Origin of the sequence: Halorhodospira halochloris (genome assembly GCF_002356555.2) — a bacterium.
Taxonomy (GTDB): domain Bacteria; phylum Pseudomonadota; class Gammaproteobacteria; order Nitrococcales; family Halorhodospiraceae; genus Halorhodospira; species Halorhodospira halochloris.
The window spans coordinates 2,236,613-2,257,534 of the sequence record NZ_AP017372.2 but is presented as its reverse complement, the minus strand read 5'-3'; the positions used below and the strand labels follow the sequence as shown (position 1 = coordinate 2,257,534).

19 protein-coding genes and 3 pseudogenes are annotated in these 20,922 nt (G+C 55.4%); 8 read left to right on the top strand and 14 right to left on the bottom strand.

The window, feature by feature from the left end; genetic code table 11:
* The first annotated feature begins 30 nt into the window (after positions 1–30).
* Positions 31–201, top strand: a complete 171-nt coding sequence (locus tag HH1059_RS13490; RefSeq protein ID WP_162549505.1) for a hypothetical protein — start codon at positions 31–33, stop codon at positions 199–201.
* Here the strand turns inward: HH1059_RS13490 and HH1059_RS10185 are convergent.
* Positions 198–1,994: pseudogene (locus tag HH1059_RS10185) on the bottom strand (Tn3 family transposase); the annotation flags it as partial. The gene HH1059_RS13490 and the pseudogene HH1059_RS10185 sit on opposite strands and share 4 nt — an antisense overlap.
* Positions 1,995–3,354: 1,360 nt before the next feature.
* Here HH1059_RS10185 and HH1059_RS10180 point away from each other — a divergent pair.
* Both HH1059_RS10180 and HH1059_RS10175 read left to right on the top strand, forming a co-directional pair.
* Positions 3,355–3,738 (top strand): MbcA/ParS/Xre antitoxin family protein, encoded by a 384-nt coding sequence (locus tag HH1059_RS10180; RefSeq protein WP_197710725.1) that lies wholly within the window; start codon positions 3,355–3,357, stop codon positions 3,736–3,738.
* A gap of 124 nt (positions 3,739–3,862) precedes the next feature.
* Complete coding sequence (locus HH1059_RS10175) at positions 3,863–4,429, top strand: RES family NAD+ phosphorylase (RefSeq protein ID WP_197710724.1); 567 nt, start codon at positions 3,863–3,865, stop codon at positions 4,427–4,429.
* A gap of 803 nt (positions 4,430–5,232) precedes the next feature.
* Here the strand turns inward: HH1059_RS10175 and HH1059_RS10170 are convergent.
* Positions 5,233–5,733 carry a cyclin-dependent kinase inhibitor 3 family protein gene (locus HH1059_RS10170; protein ID WP_162549504.1) on the bottom strand — a complete coding sequence of 167 codons (501 nt, stop codon included), beginning with the start codon at positions 5,731–5,733 and terminating at the stop codon, positions 5,233–5,235.
* An 842-nt stretch (positions 5,734–6,575) separates the two neighbouring features.
* Between HH1059_RS10170 and HH1059_RS10165 the strand changes: the two genes are divergently transcribed.
* Complete coding sequence (locus HH1059_RS10165; RefSeq protein WP_096410411.1) at positions 6,576–6,737, top strand: IS3 family transposase; 162 nt, start codon at positions 6,576–6,578, stop codon at positions 6,735–6,737.
* Between the two features lie 45 nt (positions 6,738–6,782).
* On the opposite strand, the gene HH1059_RS13850 is transcribed toward HH1059_RS10165, so the two are convergent.
* The 9 genes and pseudogenes from HH1059_RS13850 to HH1059_RS10130 all read right to left on the bottom strand — a co-directional run.
* Positions 6,783–7,049, bottom strand: coding sequence for a hypothetical protein (locus tag HH1059_RS13850; protein WP_231901938.1), 267 nt, complete (start codon positions 7,047–7,049; stop codon positions 6,783–6,785).
* Positions 7,046–7,480, bottom strand: coding sequence for a nucleotidyl transferase AbiEii/AbiGii toxin family protein (locus HH1059_RS10160; RefSeq protein WP_242469209.1), 435 nt, complete (start codon positions 7,478–7,480; stop codon positions 7,046–7,048). Before HH1059_RS10160 ends, HH1059_RS13850 begins: the two co-directional genes overlap by 4 nt.
* 86 nt (positions 7,481–7,566) lie before the next feature.
* A pseudogene (locus tag HH1059_RS13995) lies at positions 7,567–7,683 on the bottom strand (nucleotidyl transferase AbiEii/AbiGii toxin family protein); the annotation flags it as partial.
* Complete coding sequence (locus HH1059_RS10155; protein WP_096410046.1) at positions 7,673–8,494, bottom strand: type IV toxin-antitoxin system AbiEi family antitoxin domain-containing protein; 822 nt, start codon at positions 8,492–8,494, stop codon at positions 7,673–7,675. The pseudogene HH1059_RS13995 and the gene HH1059_RS10155, both read right to left, overlap by 11 nt.
* A 1,558-nt stretch (positions 8,495–10,052) precedes the next feature.
* Positions 10,053–10,187 carry a hypothetical protein gene (locus HH1059_RS13990; protein ID WP_276309270.1) on the bottom strand — a complete coding sequence of 45 codons (135 nt, stop codon included), beginning with the start codon at positions 10,185–10,187 and terminating at the stop codon, positions 10,053–10,055.
* A gap of 342 nt (positions 10,188–10,529) precedes the next feature.
* The gene (locus HH1059_RS10145) at positions 10,530–11,228 is read right to left on the bottom strand and encodes a SpoIIE family protein phosphatase (RefSeq protein WP_096410044.1); all 699 of its coding nucleotides are present in this window, start codon (positions 11,226–11,228) and stop codon (positions 10,530–10,532) included.
* Entirely contained in the window at positions 11,228–11,932 is a 705-nt protein-coding gene (locus tag HH1059_RS10140; protein WP_096410043.1) for a hypothetical protein, read from the bottom strand. The genes HH1059_RS10145 and HH1059_RS10140 overlap by 1 nt, the downstream gene beginning before the upstream one ends.
* A gap of 3 nt (positions 11,933–11,935) precedes the next feature.
* Positions 11,936–12,589 carry a MarR family transcriptional regulator gene (locus tag HH1059_RS10135; RefSeq protein ID WP_096410042.1) on the bottom strand — a complete coding sequence of 218 codons (654 nt, stop codon included), beginning with the start codon at positions 12,587–12,589 and terminating at the stop codon, positions 11,936–11,938.
* A gap of 452 nt (positions 12,590–13,041) precedes the next feature.
* Positions 13,042–13,386 (bottom strand): annotated as a pseudogene (locus tag HH1059_RS10130) (IS1634 family transposase); the annotation flags it as partial.
* A gap of 342 nt (positions 13,387–13,728) precedes the next feature.
* Between HH1059_RS10130 and HH1059_RS13985 the strand changes: the two are divergent.
* From HH1059_RS13985 to HH1059_RS10110, 3 genes are all read left to right on the top strand, one after another.
* The gene (locus HH1059_RS13985; RefSeq protein WP_275951849.1) at positions 13,729–13,857 is read left to right on the top strand and encodes a hypothetical protein; all 129 of its coding nucleotides are present in this window, start codon (positions 13,729–13,731) and stop codon (positions 13,855–13,857) included.
* Between the two features lie 400 nt (positions 13,858–14,257).
* Complete coding sequence (locus HH1059_RS10120) at positions 14,258–15,037, top strand: hypothetical protein (RefSeq protein ID WP_096410039.1); 780 nt, start codon at positions 14,258–14,260, stop codon at positions 15,035–15,037.
* 371 nt (positions 15,038–15,408) lie between these two features.
* The gene (locus HH1059_RS10110; protein ID WP_096410037.1) at positions 15,409–15,711 is read left to right on the top strand and encodes a hypothetical protein; all 303 of its coding nucleotides are present in this window, start codon (positions 15,409–15,411) and stop codon (positions 15,709–15,711) included.
* A gap of 37 nt (positions 15,712–15,748) precedes the next feature.
* On the opposite strand, the gene HH1059_RS10105 is transcribed toward HH1059_RS10110, so the two are convergent.
* The 3 genes from HH1059_RS10105 to HH1059_RS14125 all read right to left on the bottom strand — a co-directional run bounded on the left by HH1059_RS10105 (position 15,749) and on the right by HH1059_RS14125 (position 19,152).
* Positions 15,749–17,254 (bottom strand): DUF2779 domain-containing protein, encoded by a 1,506-nt coding sequence (locus HH1059_RS10105; protein WP_096410036.1) that lies wholly within the window; start codon positions 17,252–17,254, stop codon positions 15,749–15,751.
* Positions 17,244–18,203: a hypothetical protein gene (locus tag HH1059_RS10100; protein ID WP_162549503.1), complete on the bottom strand. Its 960-nt coding sequence runs from the start codon at positions 18,201–18,203 to the stop codon at positions 17,244–17,246. The genes HH1059_RS10105 and HH1059_RS10100 overlap by 11 nt, the downstream gene beginning before the upstream one ends.
* A gap of 562 nt (positions 18,204–18,765) precedes the next feature.
* Complete coding sequence (locus HH1059_RS14125) at positions 18,766–19,152, bottom strand: CFI-box-CTERM domain-containing protein (RefSeq protein WP_096410034.1); 387 nt, start codon at positions 19,150–19,152, stop codon at positions 18,766–18,768.
* A gap of 216 nt (positions 19,153–19,368) precedes the next feature.
* Here HH1059_RS14125 and HH1059_RS10090 point away from each other — a divergent pair, with 216 nt between their 5' ends.
* Positions 19,369–19,566 (top strand): class I SAM-dependent methyltransferase, encoded by a 198-nt coding sequence (locus HH1059_RS10090; protein ID WP_231901937.1) that lies wholly within the window; start codon positions 19,369–19,371, stop codon positions 19,564–19,566.
* Positions 19,567–20,922 lie beyond the last annotated feature (1,356 nt).

The window sequence follows — 20,922 nt, the reverse complement described above, 5'->3', positions numbered from 1 at the left end:
CGGCGCCGAAAGCGCTACCGCTATGAAGATATGGCGACGCCCTACGAAAAGCTGAAGTCGCTGGCCAACGCCGAGCAATACCTCAAGCCCGGCGTGACCTTCAAGCAACTGGATGAAATCGCCTATGCCATCTGCGACAATGAAGCCGCTCGCCAGCTCAATGAGGGGTCGTCTCAGAAAACGGAAAAAATCGTACGCTAAGGCAGTTGCAACGCCCGTAGCGGCCTGAACTTGCCAGCGCCGATCTTGGCGCTGCTGCGCCAGAGGTAATCGCCGGTCAGATTGATGTGCTCCCAGCCCAGTGGCGACAGGTACTGCAATAAGGCGTCATCGACGGTCTGGCCGTGACCACGCAAAGCGTTCGCGGCCCGCTCCAAATAGACTGTGTTCCACAGCACGATGGCCGCCGTTACTAGGTTGAGGCCGCTGGCTCGGTAGCGCTGCTGCTCGAAACTGCGGTCGCGGATTTCGCCTAGGCGGTTAAAGAACACCGCGCGGGCTAGCGCGTTGCGCGCCTCCCCTTTGTTCAGTCCGGTATGCACGCGGCGGCGCAGTTCGACGCTTTGCAGCCAATCGAGGATGAACAGCGTACGCTCGATGCGTCCCAACTCGCGCAGCGCCAAAGCCAGACCGTTCTGGCGTGGGTAGCTGCCGAGTTTCCTGAGCATCAGCGAAGCCGTCACCGTACCCTGCTTGATTGAAGTGGCCAGCCGCAAGATTTCGTCCCAATGGGCTCGGACGCGCTTGATGTTCAGTGTGCCACCGATCATTGGATGCAGTGCTTCGTAGGCAGCTTCGCCTTTCGGGATGTAGAGTTTGGTGTCGCCAAGGTCGCGAATGCGCGGCGCGAAGCGGAAGCCCAACAGATGCATCAGCGCGAAGACGTGATCGGTGAAGCCGGCTGTATCGGTGTAGTGCTCCTCGATGCGCAGGTCGGATTCGTGGTACAGCAAGCCGTCGAGAACGTAGGTCGAATCGCGCACACCGACGTTTACTACCTTGGTGTGGAACGGCGTGTACTGGTCGGAGATGTGGGTGTAGAACGTTCGCCCGGGGCTGCTGCCGTATTTCGGGTTGATGTGGCCCGTGCCCTCAGCTTTGCTACCGGTGCGGAAGTTCTGGCCGTCCGACGATGATGTGGTCCCGTCTCCCCAGTGCTCGGCAAAGGAATGTCTTAATTGCGCGTTGACCAGCTCGGCCAATGCCGCCCCGTAGGTTTCGTCACGGATGTGCCAGGCTTGCAGCCAAGCGAGCTTGGCGTATGTCGTACCGGGGCAGGACTCTGCCATCTTGGTCAAGCCCAGGTTGATCGCGTCGGCCAGGATCGTGGTCAGCAGCAGTTTTTTGTCCTTAGCCGGGTCGTTTGACTTCAGGTGCGTGAAGTGACGGGTAAAGCCGGTCCACTCGTCTACCTCCAGCAGCAGTTCGGTGATCTTAATGTGCGGCAGGATCATCGCCGTCTGGTCGATCAGTGCCTGCGCGGTCTCGGGCACCGCCGCATCGAGTGGTGTGATCTTCAGGCCCGACTCGGTGATGATAGCGTCCGGCAGTTCGTTGGCCAGCGCCATGCGGTTGACGGTGGCGAGCTGCGTTTCCAGCAGCGTTAGACGCTCATGCAGGTATTGGTCGCAGTCGCTGGCCACGGCCAGCGGCAGTTCGCTGGCCTGCTTGAGGCTGGCGAATGTCGTGGGCGGCACCAGGTAGTCGTCGAAGTTTTTGAACTGGCGTGACCCCTGTACCCAGATATCGCCGGAGCGTAGCGCGTTCTTCAACTCCGATAATGCACACAGTTCGTAGTAACGCCGGTCGATGCCGGTGTCGGTCATGACTATTTTTTGCCAGCGCGGCCTGATGAAGTCGGTTGGCGCGTCAGCGGGCACCTTGCGGGCGTTGTTGCTGTTCATGCCGCGCAGCACCTCAATGGCATCGAGCACATCCTTGGCTGCGGGCGCGGCCCGCAGCTTGAGCACGGCAAGGAATTCTGGCGCGTAGCGGCATGGCCCCTGGTGACACAACTGTTGCAGTACCCCGAGCAGGGTGGATCAGAAGGCGGGAGAGCTACTGAAGTTGTCCACAAAAGCTGTGGAAAACTTTGTGGAGAGTTTCTATCTGGCTAATCACAACGGGCATTTGGCGGGTTTGGATAGTTTTTGTTCAGGCAGGCAGTGGGGGCATTAAAATCAGTGACTTATGACTGTAATTCAGGGTACAAAGTGGGTCTTGCGCTTTATCACAGGCTAATTATTGGTCCAAATCGCAAGCATTGAGCCTTGTGCATAACTTAGTTGGCTGAGTGGTGTTGACAGGCAAATGTCAAGGGCAAAGAGCCCTATATTGGTTGGTCAATACCTGCTCGCAGTCTTAATCCCTTCTCAAACAGGGCCAGATTCAGACAGGGCTATCGCGTAGACGATTAGCCGGTGTCAAAAAGTCTTAATCCCTTCTCAAACAGGGCCAGATTCAGACAGTGCCGAAGGGAGGTAAAGAAAGCCGCCCGCAGGGTCTTAATCCCTTCTCAAACAGGGCCAGATTCAGACTCCTCGGCTCTATAAGCCCTTTCAAAACAGATATCTACAAGGGGGTTTGACAGAAATCGAGGTGCCCGAATACTTAACATACGCTGGCATCTGCACTCCATTCTCATTTTTAAAGAACTCCAACACCTATACTGGATCATACCGTCTGTAACCAAGTTAGGCTAGAGCGCTTTAAGGGTCCGTTCTGTGGACAGTAGGTCATATAACCTTCAACACTGACCACGCTACCGCCGGGCCCGTGCAATTTCGCGCGTGCCATCCCGAAATAGCCATAACCACTGCCGAATCACTCCGGCATTGGTCGTTAGCATGGCCCGGGGGGAGGGCTCACAAGGTAAACGTATATGTTGTAAAGGAATTTGTAAATCCTTCACCAAACTCTTCATACCTAGAAAATCTTACAGGAGCGTCCCCTCGTGTCGCTTAGCCTTGGTCACTTCTTGGCCGATGGTTTTTTCGCTGGATGTCTCTATGAAGTAGAACTGTGAGAACCCAAGGTCGCCAGCAAGGAGAAGCCAGTATGTCACGCAAGGTTCTTAGAGCGGCTCTGGATAGGCTCCCCGGGCCGACTCAACAAACGCCGAAGGGTAACTATTGCCTGTTAGGTTCGGTAGTAGGGGTAGGCCCAACAGTCGTGTCACCAGGGGCCATCTCGACCACGACAGGTCGCGCCGGGTACTCATATCGAGATCGAACCGCCCATACAGATTGACGCGCTCCCCAAAAACAAACATCGACCAAATGAGCGATTTTTTGCCGTGAAAGCTTACTTGGATGTACAATAAAGGAATACTGAACGAGATCTCGGGTATACGCCATGCAACAGATGACCGCTCGAAAGCAGCATCAGCTCGGTGCCGCCGGCCTTCGCGCCTATCCCAACATTGCCCGCGCATGGGGGCTTACTGAAACCCAGGCCGCGCGGCTACTCGGCGCCCCGGAAAGCACCTACCGGCGGTGGAAGCGCAACCCCGAGCGCGCCAGTCTCGACGTAAACCACCTAGAGCGGTTGTCGTTGATCCTGGGGATCCACAAGAATTTGCACATCCTGCTTCCGCGCGAGGACGCTGCGAACAGCTGGGTACGACGCCCGAACACGAACCCCTTGTTCGCCGGACACACCCCACTTGAGCGCATGCTGGGAGGTCAGGTGGGCGATCTCGTGGCGGTGCGCCAGCATCTGGACGGTGCCCGTGGCTGACGAGTGCGACCTGTTCCCTGTTTCCCCGGTCCTCTGGCCGTGATCGTACCGCATCGTTACCTCTCGCTTCCCTCCAATTGCCCTGTTCGAGGGCATTGCCGGTGATCCCGCTGATCTCGATGCATTGAACGAACTCGAGGGCCTGACAGCAAACCGCTTACGCGAAGAGGCGGGCGAAATCCACCTGATCAAGCAGGAGGATCGGCGTTACGGGCCGAGATGGTCACCGATCATGGCCGCCCTGTGTTATCCGCGGCCCAGCCGGTTCACCGATTGCAGCTTCGGCGTGTACTACTGCGCAGACAATGAGCGCACGGCCGTCGCTGAGACGCGATACCATCGTGAGCGCTTCCAAGCCGAGTCCAATGAGCCACCCATGGCGGTGGAGATGCGCGTTTACATCGCGGAACTCGACGCCGACCTGCTCGACCTGCGCGGTGATACCAACTTGGCCACCTCGTACCTAGATCCCGACAGCTATGCCAACAGCCAACGGCTCGGCGCGATTGCCCGCATGCACGATCATTACGGACTGGCCTACCCCAGCGTCAGAGACCAGGAGGGAGGCGACTGTGCCGCCGTATTCCGCCCTCCGGCACTTGGCCCGACGCGCCAGGGGAAGCACTTCGAATATCGCTGGGATGGTCAGCGGATCACGGCCGTCGTCGAACTCCGGGAAACGAACTACTAGGGGCCCTCTCAGAAAAAGGAAAAAATCGTACGCTAGGGCATTCGCTGAGGTCGGTACCCAACGGTACAGCTTCGGGATGTTGTGGTCCAATGGTAACGGACACATTGCTCTGGTTCATCAAATGCTGCCGCTAACTTACGCGCGCTTATAAAGCATCTCAACTAGACTCACCACCCGTATGTTGTTGGCTGCCAAAATACGTACATAATTGGTGAAGGATTCTTTTAGAGGAATCTGACCGCACCCGTCCATGTCTCGGGAAGGTGTATTATGAACGGACATGGTAGATAGATGGGGTGCACGGAGCAAGCGAGAGAGGAGGGGAGAGTGGCGGCTGAGCGGTAAAGGAGATGCTTGATTGCTCATGTCCATTGGAGAGCCTAAGGGTAGGCGCGGCCTTAGAGTAGGGTGGGTCAGAAGGCGGGAGAGCTACTGAAGTTGTCCACAAAAGCTGTGGAAAACTTTGTGGAGATTTTCGATCTGGCTAAGCATAACGGGCATTTGGCGAGGTTGGATAGTTTTTGTTCAGAAAAGCAGTTAGAACATTAAGATCAGTGAGTTATGACCGTCATCCAGGCCAAAAAGTGGATTTTGCACTTTATCGCGGGCTGATTATTGATCCTCATCGCAAGCATTTAGACTTGTGTATAACTTACGTGACTAATTGGTATTGACATACAAATGTCAAGCTCCGGCTACGCCGGGGCGGGCCGCCCGACCCGAGCTGCTTAGTGGCGGGTTTTCCGTGCCTGCATGTCGTCTGCTAGAAGCTGGAGCATACCACAGAGATTTTTTGGCAAGCGCTAATTGCTAATTCTCTTCTGAACCGCTGGAAGCTCAGGCAGTCTCGTAACGTAATCCAGCTGCTCTTTGGTTTCAACTGCCCCGGGGCGGGCCTGCCGGACTCGGCCGAGAGCTTCATCAGGGCTGAAACCAAGTTCGACAAGCAGCCGGCAGGCTATAACTCCAGTACGTCCCAGACCGCCGAGGCAGTGTATGCAGATCCTTTCTCCTGCGCCCAAGCAGGAGTGCAGGTCGTCAGCAATAGGCTCCCAGTTCTTCTCCGCCTTGGCGCTAGGCACCGAGCCGTCGATTATCGGCAGGTGATGCCAGCAGTGATCGCCAAGTCGTTCGCGAATTCGGGCGCCTAAATCGCCAACCCCAAAACTGACGAGCTCGCTGTTTTCCATCAAGGTGACTACCCGGCTCGCACCCCACTGCACGATGCTTTCGATATCATCATCGAGCTTGCGTTGCCAAGGATGGACTCGCCCGGGCCCGATTTTGCCAGGGCAGAGCGTCATCCCAATGCGTCCACCGCTTGGGAGGAGGATGCTGTCTACACGGAGAGGTTCGGTAGCCATACTCTGCTTTCTATCTGCTTGCCTAAACGCGAAGCTAGCATAATTCGTGAGTATGAAAATATTGGCTTTGGGGTTAGCTGCATGGTGCATCAGGCACATTAGGGTAGTGCACCTGCTGCATGGGGGTAGTGCATCTCGTGCAGGGGGGTGGTGCACCAGATGCACACCAATCTAGAACTGAATCTATAAATGAATCTAAACCTACCCCTAACCCCCACAGGATCGTTGATCGATTGGTTAGTAGGTGGGGGTGTGGGTTACAAAAAATTCACACTGGGGCTAGCGAAGCACAGAAGTTAGGTTTAGTATTCCACCGATCACAACTAAGTGCCCAGGGACAGAGGCGCTGACAACAGGACTCAAGGATGACCCGTCTATGCTCACTCAAGCAGAACCCACTTCCAGGCTACCTTGCTTCGCATTTCCCCCATGCTTTGGCGGTTATGGTGCCGAGCTTGCTCCAATTACGCTCAAAAACTTTGCTAGCAGACTTGGCGTTAGGTCTTTTTGCACAGAAGATGGCTACGCTACGCTCTTATCTACTGAGTTACGGCATGTGATAACTGCCATGACTTCAGTTGCCCCTAACAGATTGATTTTCGGTTCTCTTATAGGCTACTGGTCAAAGATTACTCAGCAAGCCTTTAAGCTGCAGGAGTCAGGGCTTGTGGGGTTGTCTCCACAGAGTTTTCCACAGTTTTTGTGAACAATGACAGCAAGCTGCATGCGCACAGCGCGCTGCACAGGCTCATCGCAAGCGCAGGCCGGGGCCCCGGCCGAGGCTGAGCGACGAGCAGCTGCACCAGGAGATCCGGGCGCTCATCCAGGGCAGCGCGTTCACCGGCGAGGGCCACCGCAAGGTCTGGGCCAAGCTGCGCCAGCTGCGCGGGGTCTACACCTCCCGCAAGCGGGTTCTGCGGGTGATGCGCGAGCACGAGCACTGATGCTCTTCGATCACCAAAAAGGATTTTATGCCGCGATGGATAACGTCACCCGAGCAATTCCTCAAGTTGGGTAAGCTGTTCGGCGTGTTTTTCGGGGTTTTCAGTCATCAATTTCTTGATGTTCAGAATCTTCCAGCGCACAGCGGGCAGATTGGCTGCCTGCGGGCGGTCGATGATATCGAAGTCGGGCGCGCCGTCATGCAGGCTGACCAGAAAGCGTTTCGCATCCTCGCCTAAGCGGGATTGGATGTCCGTGACCACCTTCTTGCGGGTTAATAGGAGTTCGTTAAGGGTGACGGGTGTCTTCGTCATCCCCTCAAATTCCTGTCAAGATCAATAAGATTCGGATTGAGAAGTTCGTGCACCGGGCGTGGTGAGCTGGCAATGTAAATCAGGAAGGTGCGGAATAGATCGTCCGTGATCCCTTCGTGCTCGTAGAGTAGCTTGATGTCATAGATGTCGCGTGGATGCTGGCGATCGAGGGCGGCGTGGAGCTTTCCGCTGAACAGGTCTTCGAATGCGGCGATCTGCATCTCCGCGTACCCAAATTCATCTTCGACGGCCTCGGTAACTGCGCGGGATTCTGGTTCATGGACGACGCCACGCATGACGGGGGAGGTCTCGACTTTGATTTCGGCGCTTTTGAGACGGGCAAGCAAGCGTGTGGTACCACCTCCGACCTTGATGAGTTGGGTTTTGGCGCCCACGATAGCGTCTTCGATGGATAATGCAAGGCGATCCATCGCTTCATTGATTCGGCGAGGCTAGTCTCGCGATCCTTGATCGGCAAGTAGGTCAGGTCGATATCGACCGACAGGCGTGGCAGGTCGCGGTAGAACAGGTTGATCGCCGTCCCACCCTTGAGGGCGAAGATCGGTTCGTTGGCGACATGCGGGAGTATGCGGACGAGCAGCGCAACCTGGGCTTCATAGGTTTTACGCGCCATCGCTTACCTCCGGCTTTACGAAATCTTCTGGCACCATGATGCGATAGCGCGGGTGCATCCTGCCGCCACTGACCAGTGCACGGTCGCCGCTCCCGAGGTTGAATTCTTCCGCATCCAAGCGCTTGCGCCAAGGGTGGTCGTGGCGGTCGGCGAAGACGAAAAACAAGCGCTTGACCTTGATTTTCTTGCAGCTGTGCAGCAGCGCCGAGAGTGTGCGCGGGCGCAGTGTTGTCAGGCTTTCGAAGATCCTGTCGAGGTTGTGAAAGGTCTCATGCGTCGGCAGCTCGTCCATGGCTTCCATTACCGCCCGTTCGGGAGATGAAATCCTCAGTTGCCAGTCCCATGACAGGATGGTTGCCGCATCTTTATTGTCCTTGGTCAGACCGAGGGCGCGATCCACGAACAAAGATGTTCTGCGGGTTTCTATCGGGGCGCTCAGGGGCAATCTGACGAGCCAGGTTGGTATGGCGTCCCCATAGACCCGAACCGGTACGTTGCTGCCCAGATGCAGATAATGGTCGAAGCCGTGCTGCCCGAGGGCGCTCGTGCCGCCAACATGGACATCGTAGCCCATAACGTATTGCATCGAGAGCAGGCAGACCTTCCAGTCGATTACGCCGGTCTTGGGGGCGTTTGGCGCGGGGCGTCGGAAGACGCCGCGATGGACGCGTGTCAGCCAGCCGTTCTTGACGTAGGCATAGGTCGAGCGGCGGCCTATGCCGTGGCGCTCCAGCCAAGCAGAGTCCACAAGGAAGCCTGCGGGCACCGCTTCCAGCAACCTCTTGAGGTTGTCTCTTTTTTGTCTACTCATAGTAGACATAATCGCACATAAGCAAAGAGCCTGTCACGTGGATCTTTGATGAGGATCTGAAACGTCCATCACAAGTAGACAAGAAGGGTGCATATCAAAGGGGGCAACCATGAAAGCGCTAGCAGTGCCTGATGGTGGGCAATCGCCACTTCGCGTGCACCGCCGGCATGCGTTCCGCTCCGCCGACCCGCTTACCCACTAGAACCGCGGTTTGGCCCGTTCGCTATGTGAGCAAGTCTGCGTGCCCGGTGAGGTCGCTGGTCTCGCCGAGAGGGCGAAGAGCGGATCGTGCTGACACTGCCCCGTGTGCCCGTTGCACGCGCTACGCGATTCTGCACAGGCGGAGAACGCAACGCTCCGAGAGCCGCGCCACGCCGAATGTCAAGTGCAAGATCCTGATTATGGACGGGATCGGCTCTTGGTCACCGATTGCTCAGCGGGCCCCGAGCCTGCTCATTGCGCCGGGACCCTGCGTCTCCTCCACAGACTTTTCCACAGGTTCTGGGGAAAACCGCGCCTAGGGTGCGTCGGTCCCCTGGGCGCCGGCCAGCGCCTCAGCCGCGACCTCCCGGGGCAGCTCCCGCCGGCTGCCGTCGGCCGCCACCACCTCAAAGCGCTCGCCGTCGAGGTAGTGCGCCCGGCGGCCCGCGACGTGGAAGGCGACCCGGCCGCGCCGGCCCGCGGCGGCGGGATCCCGCGGCGGCAGGGCCCGGAGCTCGAGATCGGCGCCCCGCGCCCGTAGCGCCTCGTATGTTGTTGGCTGCCAAAATCCGTACATATTTGGCGGAGGATTCAAGAACACGCATAACTACTGGGTAGCTAAAAGCTAAGACTAGCTACCACACACTGTGTCGATTTCTGCTTTCGCTTGTCCCTTCTTTTCCTTATAAACCAGTAACTGGCTCTGTGGGCCCTGTGGGCGAGAGCCCTGAGAGTGTGGGCAGGCGGTGGGCAACCCGCAGGGTTGTCCACGGGCTGTCCACACGGCCCGTAGGGCTCAGGGCGGCGCGAAGCGCTCGTCCACAAGTCCACAGAGCTATTGCTTATGCAGCTAAAAGTAATGGAGATTTGCTTATAAGAGGGTGAGAATCGGTAGGCAAGTAGTAAGGGCGACGCGACATCAGGTAACCAGAGGCTGACAACCCTCCTGATGCCACGCCCACCGCGTCCTGCGACACGGCACTTATCAGTATCCTCGGGTTTAGCGCCGTTGTCCAGTGTTTGCAATTTACCTGGATAAGCGCCCCGATGAACCAGCCTAAAGCATTGACCCGCCGACTTTTCTTTTGCGATTGCTGCAATCGACAGGTCATGATCTGCAGTCAATGCGATCGCGGCAATCGCTACTGTAGTCAGCAATGCGCAACTGCTGCCCGCCGCCAGTCCCTGCGCGAGGCGGGTAGGCGTTATCAAGACTCTAGGCGAGGCAAAGCCAAGCATGCAGAGCGCCAGAGTCGTTATCGAGCCAGGGCCCGGACTCGACCCCTATCCCTATCCCTAAGCCGAGACAAAAAAGTGACGCATCAGGGTTCCACACCTGTTGATAGTGATGCTTCACTTAAGCTCTCGCAGCCAGATAACCAAGCTCGAGCACGGCCTGTTCAGCGGCCCGATTATCAGCAAGCGCGCCGACTACAGAGAGCGCCCCGCGCTGTGACTTCTGCGCTCGCCCGTGCTCGGTATTTGTCCGCACAAATACCCTGCGCCGCTATTCTCGCCGCGAGCCGTTGCGCCCCTCGGGTCCCTGAGATCCGGCGAGAATTGCCTTGCGCTAAGCCCGAGGCGCATGTTTCTGCGCTCATCTCGCCGAGCATATGGAGTGTAAGGATATGGCTATATCCAAAGAGCTTGAGGCGCAGATCCGCCTATAGCTACGACGGGGTAGTCTACAGATAGCTGTGGAAATGTCAACATCTGTCGTAACGTGTTGAGTTAAAAGACGTCATATCCCGGCCTGGATCAAGGGTCTCACTCGTGTCAGCGGCCAAAAAGCAAATGCAGGAGATTAGGTCAGCTCCGGACCGGGGGGCCGCGATTATGCAGGTGAAACGTACCTGAGATTGTCGGTATCCGACGCCTGCTCGACGTGAGCAAGCGATCCGGGTCTGACCGGCAAGGTGAGAAGACTGGCATCGTCCTGCAAGCAGTCGCGTGGCGTACCTGCTTCAAGATGCTCCTGCCAGTAGCCATCGGTGCTGAGCAGCAGCGTTTGGTCCTGACACAGCGAAAAAACGTGGTTCTCGGGAGGGCAGAAACGCCTGGCGTTCAGGCTCCGGGTTAGCTGCTGTTCCCGGCGTTCTTGCTCTTCAGGTGAGCATGAAGATGGCAGGCCGGGCTGATGTACCAGGAGGTGTGGCGTGGTCAGCCAGCGCGTCTTGGTCGGACGCCGCAGGCCTACACGACAGTCACCACAGTGCCAGACGTGCATCGCCAGCGTCTCCAGGTCGAGGCTGACCATGCAGTAGCTGGCGATATCGTGGAGAAAGTCGTGGCGGAGCTGGGCATGTGCCTGTCTGAGGCGTGCACCAACCGTTGCCTGCGAGCGAGTGGATGCCTCGGCCAGCGCCTGCATCACGGTATCGGCCCAGTGCCGTGCCAGTTCCGCGCCTCGTGGCCCCTTTTCCGCACCGTCGACCAGCACCGCCAATAGGTGCTGGCCTTGCTGACCCACTGCTGCGGCATCGCTGTTGCGGGCACGCTCGCGGCCTTGCTGGCTGAACCAGCGGGCCTGCATCAGCCACGCACCCCGGTCAAGATCTCTAGGCGCTCGAAGAGCAGTGCCTCCCGGTCCGGGTCGCCAGCTTGGCTCTGCACGGCATAGCTAAAATCATCTTTGCCAAGGAGCTCGCTGAGCTCGGCGGCGATGTAGGCCTGGAGTGCGCTGTCGGCTGCTCGCACCTCATCGAGCAGTTCGGGACGGCCATCTACCAGATTGAGGATGTCCTCGATGTCGTTGCTCGACAAAGGATCACTCTCGCCGCGCCCCTTGTAGGCCTCCAGCTTAGTGGCGATGAACAGCGGCGGCGTGACCACGCGAATCGTGAGATCGCCTCCCAATGAGACGGGCTCTGCCGTTTTCAGCGCCAATGGGTACCAGTGGTTACTGAAGCCGAGCACCTCGTCATGGTCCGGGATCAAGTCGATGCGTAGTTCCCCCAGTTTCATGGCGCAGATAGGCATCTCCCCGTCCATCGGAGAGGGATCCTTGAACCCCTTGGTCTTCAGCGCTTCCTTGAAGCGATTCAGGTGCGCATAGGTCATGACGCTGATAATCAGATCCACGTCGTCGGTGCTGCGTACCTGCTCACGGGTGAACGCATCGGTAAGCAGTAGCCCAGTCGTGCAGCCCCCAACGAAGGCCACTTGGTCGCGCAGTTCGGTCCCGAGGCCCTCAGCCACCCGACGCAGCATGGCGCGCTGATCGTCAAATAGGCTCATCGTTTACTCCAGATACTCTGCCAGCCGCTCAGCAGCGACCTTGCTCTCGCGGGGATGGCCCAGTCGAATGGCATCGACCAGGGCCAACATGGCGTACAGTTCGGGGTCGCGACGCACCGCAAAGGGCACACTCTTGAACAGCGGCTCGATGGCCTGGCCTTTGCTGTTGCCCCGGGCGTCTGGCCACACCATCGGCAGTTCACCCGCGCTATACAGCTGGCCCTCCAGCACTGGTGCCGCGAAGGTCGTCGCGATGCCGCGGGTTATTTCGCCGGGCTTGGCCGGGAACACATAGCGCACTCCATGCACGATGAATTTTAACAAGGCGCGGACATTGGCGCGCGGCACGCCGGTGCTGCGCTCCTTGCGGACCAGGCCTACCTCCAGGCAGCGCTGCAGGGCTAGGCTCACCTGGCTCTTACTGATGCCGGTTTCCTCGGCCAAGGCTCGCACGCTGTAGCGGGAGAGCAGCTGATCGTCATCGAGCCCAGGCATGCTCTCTTGGCACAAGTCGCTGCCGACATCATCCAGAGCCCAGTCCCGCCAGTCATCGGGAAGCGCCTTTGCTCCCTTGCTGGCGTGAGTGTCGTGGCCATGGCCCTCCCTGCTTCTCAGGGCTACCAACTTCAAAAGCAGACCAATATCTTGACTTTTCAAAACGTCACCAACCCTTCCTGTCCCGCGTCCTAGGACACGGGACAGGTTTGATTAAGTGCCGCTGCCTTGTCAAGTAAAATCGCTCAGCGTAGGTGAATCCGCTTGTTGGCCTGAATGGCGTCGTCGAGCTCTCTCTTGAGGGCATCCAAAAAGGCGTCGACATCCTGCTGGCTCACCAGATTGACACCGTCAAACAGAAAGAACGAGTAGCAAACGACCGGTTCGTTTTCACGCTAGGTGTATCCAGATCGATATCGAGCGACGGGCTGCGACCTACTGGAACCGCTTGATGGGACGGCTAACCAAGATGCAGCCGCTACCAGGATAGCCGAAGCACCCACTACCAAACTTCTATAATGCCGCCGGCAACGCCGGCGGGGGGCTCCCAGTTTCAACAGCCACAGCCATAAGCACCTGATGCGCCGGGGGCGCAAATCAATCTTGGCACAACATTAGGCGGTGGTTGCTTGTTTCGGCGGCTTCACCTCCATATCTTTAAATAGCTTACGTTGCAGATTGCTAACCGAAACGCCGGTATGTGACTCGCCGTTTATCTTGACCCTATGCCATTGCACTGATTCCAGCGCTTCTAGTGCGCGCTCGACGCTATATTCTGACTTATTGGCCTTAAGGCGCATGCGCAGTACACGGTATAGAATCAAGGCTAGAAAGCAGATCAGCGCGTGAGCCCGCATTCGATCCGGCAAGCGGTGATGCACTGGTGCGATCTGCAGGGTGCTCTTCAAGGCCCGAAATCCGCGCTCGATATCAGCTAAGGAGCGGTAGCGGTCGACTATAGGGAGCCTCTATAAACTGTCTATCAGCCTACAATTGAGGCTGAGATCAAAGCGCAAGATCCAATTTGTCTATCGGAGCCACCTATTTTTGTTAGGCTGGAACGGTCTTGCCCCTGCCGTCTCAAGCTGTGTAGCCCGGCGCATGTTGTACACCGCTTGTACACCGCGCAGCGCAGGGTCAACTGGAAGCGGGCCCGACCGAGACCGATTGTATTCAGCACAAGCGCCTCCATGTGCCTCATGCATGCTACCGAAGACATGCTCTACCCGGGCGCGGAACTGTGCACTACGTTGATTGCGATCTTGCTAACCCATCGACAGGATTCCCAGTGGCGGTGCCTTGTGCTGAATTTTCGGTCCTCAGCCACTCTCGCGCAGCGCGGCCTAGCGCGTGGCGCTGGTATAACCCTTATCGGCATAGACATCACGCTCGGCGTTAGTGGGGTCAAAGACATCCTCAAAGTGCAGTGAGTCGCACTCGGAGGCCGTGGAGATATGAATGGCTCTGTAAGCAATTTATAGAAGAGATTGTACGAGTTAAAGTACGCGACATGAGCTGTCGCTTCTGTATGTTTCATTGGTGAGAAGAGGTTCTGTGGGTGAGGGGAGTTTACAAAGCCCTCTACAGTATATACGTTGGCTATTGCGGCCTCCCCCCTCTCCCTAGGCCTGTTGCAGTGCTCCTATCTTGGAGTGATTAGGGAACCTTTTAAATCTTCAACTTCGGTACATGCTATCAAAGGGGGTAATCTATAAACTACAACCGCCGTCCCTGGTATCGAAGGGTTATCGAGCCAAGCGCGAGGTATGTAGAGGCCTGAGAGCCAGATCCTATCTAAAAAACGGCTGCTAAATATCTAAAGGAAAGATCATGAATTATACAAACTTTTGGATTGATGGCCGCAGCTTTGAAAAAGCTAGAAACCACTTTAGGGCAGCTGTGGCCGACCCTAAGGCAAGACCAAATCAAAAAGTGGTTTTAGATCTAAATGAGCATGCCTACATGTTGGGGATGGAGCTGACTCATGGATACCCGTTTATCCGTAATGATGGACTATCTATGACTATTCATGATCATGAACTAACCCCGAGAGAAAATAGTTATAATATAATTGATTTAATCAATATACGCTTTACGGAGCGGGCGCTTAAGGGCGCCTATACAAATCTTGTTTATCATGAGGAAGCACAGCAATTCGAGGAAAAACTTTCGAATCTGAATGTGCAGAGGAGAGAAGACGCCCTGAAATTCTCTGAAGAGGTATGCCGATGGGGTAGAGGAATGAGAGTGTGGGGCCGTCTTAATCAACACTACAGTCAGTCGCAATTAGGCGAAGCAATATCATCGTGGTTGTCTTCGGTTAGAAACTACGACAGCTATATAGACCCTATATCACAAGGAGTGTCTATAAGAGGGCTAGGGGTGTCATTTGCGAGTAAGCATTTGCGGCTATTAGACCCATCAAGATTTGCCGTGCTTGACTCTGTTCTTAGTGAGGGGCTTGGGTATGCTCTCACCCCGCAAGGATACAATCTGTTCATGAATGATTTGGTAAAAATAAAAAATGACTACCTACAAGAATGGCGTTTGTGCGATATTGAAGCAAGCATATTTGCGTTAGTAAGACAGCGTGTGATAACGACTGGATAAAAAGGTTGTAGGAAAAGTAGCAGACCGCTAGTGCATCATGACTCTGATGATCGCAAACATTCGGCCGTAAATAAGCTCTTTTGAAAGTCTCCGCGCCGTTTAGGTCGCGGGTGGCCTTACGGCGGTATGCACAATTGGATAACGTTCAAGGTCTAAAGGCCAGTCTATTTGAGCGTTAAGCTCCTGCAATGCGTCCTCATTAAACACACCGTCGTCGTATAGCATAATGCGCCATTCTCCAAAAAGGATGATTTTCTTGTCAGTCTCCAACCCTTGAACAAGAAGATGGCGGAGCGGGAACCATTTTTCAACGAAGACGCGCTGCAATTTCGCGTACCGGATCCTACCCTCCCGTCTTCGTTGCCATTCGGTTGCCGGATGATGGGACAGGGTCGTTACCGCTGCTGCGCCATATCATTCTCAACGATAACAAAAGCTCCACGAATAAACTTGCCTTGCTGCGCACACTATGCCGGATAGCTGACGGTGCTGATGGTCTAGCGGTCGTTGATGATAACGACAAGATAAAGCTGCATATGGGCTTGGTGGCTCTTACCTGGATTCGGCTTTTCATGCCCATGCTTCGCGCCTCTATCCCGCAGTTGCCCAAGCACCAGGAGGCCCAAAAGGGCTGGGTTTTGCCGGAGACGGTTTCTGTCACTGCCCTCGGTTGAGGATGAAAAGATCACTGAGCGGCTTCGTCACTCCTACCTACGTCAGTTCCATCAGCGCCTCACGCAACCTGTACATCGCCAGACTGTCCTGTCGGCAGTAAGCACGTAGGGCCGCGGCCAAGCGCTCCTGCTCCGCTGTGTCCTCGCTAGCCAGCATCTGCTGCCAAGCGCGGCCTGCTGCCTCTCCGTCGGCCACCTCCATATCCAGGTAATCCATACCTTCGACCAAGGCCGGTAATACCTTCTTGATCGAAAAGGAACCCCTGAAATCCGGATGGTAATAGTGGTTACGAACGATCGCCAGGAGATCGACCAGCCGCGGAATCAGGGCGCGCAACCGCCCCGCCTGATCCGGCAAGGCCTGTGCTAGCCGGTTTATGGTCGCCTGCTCGTAGCCGGAGTAGACGATGATCGAGCCGCTATCCCCGAGGGTATCAAGTAGCGACTCGGCTAGCAGCGTCCGGGGATCACCGTCTTCGGTGGCCAGGAATTCTTGATGTTCCAGAGATCCATAGGGCCGCCGCTGGATGTGGCAGGAGTACTGAAAGGGCACAGGATCGTAAGGTCGCATCCCCGCATAGGGGGGTAGCGCCATCATTGCCGCCTCGAAATCAAGGTAGAACAGCGGCCAGCTTACCTTCTCCAGCGCCGCTTTTAGGCCACTCGACTGCCAAGATAAACCACTTAGAGTTGCTTGGCGCACACGCTGCTGTACGTCGGTCAAGCGATAATCGGGAGGTAGATCCTCAATGGCTTCGATGCCCTTCTCGCGCAGCGAGGCAACGCGACTACTGGCAAGGTTTGGCAGGAGCGTAATTGGGTTGGCGGCCTGTTCGCGATCACGCCAGCAATGGCTGGTAAAGGGGCAGGTATATGGGGTAGTGCACTGCTCCCCCGGTTCGATAGCAGGTGGCGATGCTCCTGCGACGATTGCTTGAAACCGCTCAACCTGCTCCTCAACCCAGCCCTGGCGAGCTTGGCACTGCTCGGTGAGTTCCTCGAAGCGGAATAAAGACTGCAGATCGTATTCGCCTCCCGGGTAGACGTAATCACGATTGAGCAGTAGCAGGCCTGCTCTGTCTATCGGCACCCCGGCCCCACGGAGGATCCAGTACTGAACAGCTAAATCGACCCTGAAGACCTCCTTGGCCCTGGTAGACGATTTAACCTCTATTATGTCCCAACCGGATGCGAAGCGCGCTAAAATATCGACCCTGGTGAGGACATTGCGGTGAAGGATGGCTGGTTCGTAGAGTACAGGCACTTCCGGCTTCGCCATCAGGGCGTTGGTTTCGTCAATCGCCGCCTCGATGTGGCGGAAATCGGCGGCAACGAGCCTACCACCCAGATAGCGCTGCTGGGCCAGTTCACCGATCTTGTGACCTCTATCGAAAATCGCCTGCTGGCGATCGTCGGGAGGCGGTGCCAGTTCCGGATGGTGGACGGCATACCAGAGCCGCAGAGGGCACTGCCAGCCGGCGATAAATCGGGACTTGGACAGGCGAGGTGCGGTGGAAGCCTTCTGAGTGAGATCAATGGTCATCTGATTTCGGGCATCGATTGTCGATCTTCTTTACGAAGTCATCGATTGAAAACCAGTTGTGGTTAAAAGGTTCGTGTTGGTTGCTAACCTCGTATTCCTGATATTGCCATTCTGATTTTTCAATATGGTTGTTAAGCCTATTTCCATTGAGTCCCCCGCTGCACCCCATGATTTTATAGGTAAAATCGGTAGAGCCTTCCTTGAACCCATTATAAATGGCTTTGCCTGTCAGCTTAGCATCGCAGTTCTGACCGCTCCTGGATACTTCAGAGACTAGAGAGTCGAAATTTTCTAAGGCAAATTCTAGGTCTTTGGCGAACAGTCCGGCTGGGGACGCATAGTCACCGTTGGCTTTTTGCCAAGCGTCAAGCACCGAATTCCAGGTCAACCAGCCTTGGAACCTGCCTTCTTGCACAGAATCCGAGAGCTTTTGTTCATCGTATTTTTTGATCGTTTCCTCAGGGATTAGTACGAGCTGGTATAGATCGCAGTTATCGAGTTTCTCACTCATCTGTTGCAGGATCTGTCGCTGAGCCGATATCTGTCCCTCCAGGTCGGGAAGGCTAGGCTGCGTGAACATCTTGGCTTCGATGCCTACTAGGGTGCCGCGTAAAGGACTTGCTTGAGTGTCATTGGGGTAAAAGTAAAGGACAATATCCGGGGTTTCTTTAGATCCGCTCAGCTCTATATTCTCGAACATCTTGTTAGGCGTGTCGGGGACGATTGACTCTTTTAGGCTGTACTCAGTGAAGAACTGCATGTCCCACCCCTGGCGCCACGGTTTTTTCAGCAAAGGGATATCCAGAGAGGCCGGATACACCTCCGTGATAATTCTACGCAGTGCTTCGAATCCGCCCTCAGCGGCAAGCATGGGGAAGATGGTTCCAGTGTAGAAGCTCTCCTTGCGGTTGATTGGGATGCGATGTTCGTGGGGACTAGTTTTGTTCATTAGTGACTCTGGCTGGATAAACGGTTAATGACATTGCAGATATGGCGCATGTACCGTGGGTGAAGGAACCCCACACCTTGACAAGTGTCCGTATTGACTAAATGCAGCACAAGTGAGCGCATTAACTAAAGCACTTCAGTCATTTTAGTGTATTTGCGCGACACTACGCGTCGTCTTAAAAGTCCTATCATGATAATGAATCCATTCTACGAGACTGATCGATCACTTCCAGAGACAATAGCGACTTAATAGACGGCTTCTAGAGGTCCCCTAGGTAAACTTTATCGAAGTTGAATCGAATAGACATACAAATGTCAAGCTCAGGTTAAGCCGGGGGCGGGCCTTCCGGAATCTACCGAGAGCCTCATCTTTTATGGCAATGAGCCAAGGCACTTGTGGCGTGTTTCTTGGCGGCAATAAATCTGTTCGACCAAAAGCGCTCGATGCCTTCAGCCAGGAGCGAACACAAATTTTAGCGGAGTTGCCCGCAGGGAGGCACGAAGGCATGGATTGCAGAGGACGGATGGATGCATCCCGCTGGCGGAGCTAGTTACGCCACTTTTTACTCATTGTGCCTAGACGATAGTCTCAGCACCGGTACAACGAGATTACTAAGACAAACGTAGATCAGCTTGTTAAGCCACTGGCGATGCCCATGCCGAGCTACCAGACCTGGAGCAGTTTTCTCATAGAATGCAATAAACTTCCTGCCCCATTTTTTCTGAATCAGAAAGCCGTCCCGGAAGTGGCGTAATGCCTCGACGTCAGGGTGTTTAGCATCGGCGTACGCACAGCTTGCAATATAGCACCCACTTTTGCCCAAACCACGTCCTACAGCCCTGCCCACTGAGCGCCGGGCTATGCGCTGCCCAACGCGTCCGCGTTTAACGGCTTGTACATCCCCTAAGATACGCGCTGCCTTATATAGTTTGCTCCTTGTTTTGTTCATTCCACTCCCCCTTAAATCTAATAGCTCCAATGGCTTTCTATTTAGTGTGGCCCGTCATGGCTTGATATGCTTGCCCAACAACACCAACCATAAGCTAATTAAGCCAAACTACCAATGCCCGACACCCAACCCCCAAACATCGCCTGGTAAAACAACCGCGCCGCGCAGATTGCCGATCAATATGAGCAGCTCTACTTTGATCTGGTACACGGCTGGTTGCGTGATTATTTGCCCAGCGGTGGTGGTGCTTTGGTGCTTGATATAGGTGCCGGATCTGGGCGGGACGCAGCTTGGCTGGCTGAGCAAGGGCATGATGTTGTGGCGGTGGAGCCAGCCGCTGAACTGCGTCAGGAGGCGCAGCGCCGTCATCCTGATGAGTGGATAAGCTGGCTCGGGAACATGGTGCCTATATAGAACATAGTAATCACAGCTCTGATGCGCTCGGCAGGGCAGAGGTGTCTTGGGCAGAGGTTGCCGTTCGATTGCATGAAGAGCAATTCAGTGAATAATCCAATTATGGGATGACACTGCTACAAAAGTGGCTGCCTAGAGCGTCCGCTATATTTTAAGCTTGGCGCGCAAACCGCATCCAATCCAAGGTGTATCTATGGGGCGCAACCCCTGGGAATATGCCCTGGATGCGAGTCACGGGGCGGGTAACCACTATGCAAGTGACCGGGGAGTTGGATTATGAACGGACATGGTAGATAGATGGGGTGAACGGAGCAGGCGAGAGAGGAGGGGAGAGCGGCGGCTGAGCGGTAAAGGAGATGCTTGAGTGCTCATGTCCATCGGAGAGCCTAAGGGTAGGCGCGGCCTTAGAGTAGGGTGGATCTGAAGGCGGGAGAGCTACTGAATGTTGTCCACAAAAGCTGTGGAAAACTTTGTGGAGATTTTCCATCTGCCTAATAAGAACGGGCATTTGGCGGGTTTGGATAGTTTTTGTTCAGGAAGACACTGGGATCATTAAAATCAGTGGTTTATGACTGTAATGCAGGATGCAAAGTGGGTCTTGCGCTTTATTACAGGCTGATTATTGGTCCAAATCGCAAGCATTGAGCCTTGTGCATAACTTAGTTGGCTGAGTGGTGTTGACAGGCAAATGTCAAGGGCCAAAAAAACCTCTATAGGCTAGTCAATGCCCACTCGTAGTCTTGTTCCCTTCCCAAGCAGGGCCGGATTCAGACTTACACGCGCTCGCCTAGAAAGTCAAAAAGAGGAAGGTCTTAATCCCTTCTCAAACAGGGCCAGATTCAGACAATGGATTGGTCTTCAAGAATAGCAACAACAACTAGTCTTAATCCCTTCTCAAACAGGGCCAGATTCAGACTCCTCGGCTCTATAAGCCCTTTCAAAACAGATAGCTATAAGGGGGTTTGACAGAAATCGAGGTGCCCGAATACTTAACATACGCTGGCAGTTGCACTCCATTCTCATTTTTAAAGAACTCCAACACCTATACTTGATCATACCGTCTGTAACCAAGTCAGGCTAGAGCGCTTTAAGAGTCCGTTCTGTGGACAGTAGGTCAGATCACCTTCAACAATGACCACGCTACCGCCAGGCCCGTGCAACTAGAGCGTGCCATCCCGACATAACGAATGCCAACGCCGGATCGCTCCGGCATTGGTGTCTGACATAGCCCGGGGGGAGGGCACAAGAATAAGCGTATATATCATGAAAGTATTTGTAAATAATCCCCAAGCTAACCCAACCAGAGGAGCATACGGGAGCGTCATATCATGTCGCTTGCCCTTGGTTGCTTCTTGG

Excerpts from the sequence above, each read along its gene's own strand:
- HH1059_RS10105 (WP_096410036.1), bottom strand. The coding sequence starts at position 17,254 with ATGACCATTGATCTCACTCAGAAGGCTTCCACCGCACCTCGCCTGTCC.
- HH1059_RS10170 (WP_162549504.1), bottom strand. The coding sequence starts at position 5,733 with ATGACGCTCTGCCCTGGCAAAATCGGGCCCGGGCGAGTCCATCCTTGG.
- HH1059_RS10140 (WP_096410043.1), bottom strand. The coding sequence starts at position 11,932 with ATGAGCCTATTTGACGATCAGCGCGCCATGCTGCGTCGGGTGGCTGAG.
- HH1059_RS10180 (WP_197710725.1), top strand. The coding sequence starts at position 3,355 with ATGCAACAGATGACCGCTCGAAAGCAGCATCAGCTCGGTGCCGCCGGC.
- HH1059_RS10120 (WP_096410039.1), top strand. The coding sequence starts at position 14,258 with ATGAATTATACAAACTTTTGGATTGATGGCCGCAGCTTTGAAAAAGCT.
- HH1059_RS10155 (WP_096410046.1), bottom strand. The coding sequence starts at position 8,494 with ATGAGTAGACAAAAAAGAGACAACCTCAAGAGGTTGCTGGAAGCGGTG.
- HH1059_RS10160 (WP_242469209.1), bottom strand. The coding sequence starts at position 7,480 with ATGGATCGCCTTGCATTATCCATCGAAGACGCTATCGTGGGCGCCAAA.
- HH1059_RS13490 (WP_162549505.1), top strand. The coding sequence starts at position 31 with ATGGCGACGCCCTACGAAAAGCTGAAGTCGCTGGCCAACGCCGAGCAA.
- HH1059_RS14125 (WP_096410034.1), bottom strand. The coding sequence starts at position 19,152 with ATGAACAAAACAAGGAGCAAACTATATAAGGCAGCGCGTATCTTAGGG.
- HH1059_RS10100 (WP_162549503.1), bottom strand. The coding sequence starts at position 18,203 with ATGAACAAAACTAGTCCCCACGAACATCGCATCCCAATCAACCGCAAG.
- HH1059_RS10145 (WP_096410044.1), bottom strand. The coding sequence starts at position 11,228 with ATGCAGGCCCGCTGGTTCAGCCAGCAAGGCCGCGAGCGTGCCCGCAAC.
- HH1059_RS13850 (WP_231901938.1), bottom strand. The coding sequence starts at position 7,049 with ATGACGAAGACACCCGTCACCCTTAACGAACTCCTATTAACCCGCAAG.